2 protein-coding genes are annotated in these 1,057 nt (G+C 73.7%); both read right to left on the reverse strand.

All coding sequences use genetic code 11. The features are described 5' to 3' along the window. Positions 1 to 291 (reverse strand): aspartate/glutamate racemase family protein (locus tag AC27IQ_RS25515; RefSeq protein WP_487091299.1); only part of this gene is annotated, 291 nt, incomplete at its 3' end. Positions 292 to 322: 31 nt separating this feature from the next. Beyond that, a complete protein-coding gene (locus AC27IQ_RS25520; protein WP_487091300.1) occupies positions 323 to 1,000 on the reverse strand; it encodes a GntR family transcriptional regulator in 678 nt (225 codons plus the stop codon). Positions 1,001 to 1,057: the final 57 nt, after the last annotated feature.

The following is a 1,057-nucleotide window of genomic DNA, read 5'->3' on the forward strand; positions in this document are numbered from 1 at the left end:
CACCGGCACCGGGCTGCTCTCGCGCAGCGCCATCAGGCCCGGATCTCCGAAACAGCCGACCAGCACCGCATCGGGCGCGCTGCCGCCGTCCGCCAGCGCCGCGGCCCAGGCGTCCAGCGCGGCGTGCGAGGCCACCGCGTAGCTGGCCTCGCAGGCGATGTAGGGCGCGCCGAAGCGGGCCGTGGCCGTGCGCACCTGCACGTGCGATCCGGCGGCGGCCTGCACGTGGCGCTGCAGCAAGGCGCTCACGCTGGCCGAGGTGTTGGGGTTGATGACGAGCAGTTGGCGCATGCGTTGCCTTGTTGTCCGGGTGAGCGGCGCGTCAGGCCGCGCGGCCCGCGCCCAGCAGTTGCACCAGGTCCGGCGCCGCGTCCTGCGGGGGCGTGAATTCGAGCTGCGATTCGATGCGCGCCAGGTGGTCCAGCATGCGCCGCGCGGCCTCGCCCGCATCGCGCAGGCGGATCGCGTCGATCAGCGCGCGGTGCTCGCGGCAGCCGCAGGCCGTGGCCTCTTCGCGGGCCTGCACATGGCTGGGGCTGTAGGTCATGAGGATGAGCGATGTGCGCGACACCAGCTCGCGCAGGATGCGCCCCAGCGTCTGGTGGCCGGCCGCCTGCGCGATGTGCAGGTGAAAGTCCCCCGACAGCCGGATCGCCCGGCGCATGTCGCCCGCCTGGCGCGAGGCCTCCTCGTCGGCCACGCTCTGCACCAGCCAGGCCACGTCCTGCGCGGTGGCCGCCTCCACGAAGAGCGACACCAGGCGCGGCTCGATCAGGCGGCGCGCCTCGAACACCTCGCGCGCCTCCTGCACCGTGGGCTGGGCGATGGAGGCGCCACGGCGCGGCGTGAGGGTGACCACCTGCTCGCCCGCCAGGCGCACCAGCACCGGCCGCACGCGGGTGCGCGACACGCCGAAGGCCATTGCCAGCTTGTCTTCCACCAGCTTGGTGCCGGGCGGCAGGCGATGGTCCAGGATGGCCGAGACCATGCGCTCGTACATGTCGTTGTCGCTCAGCAGGCCGTCGTCGGCATCGGTCGCGGGCAGCGCCGCGGTGCG

This window comes from Acidovorax sp. KPB24-07, assembly GCF_057543315.1.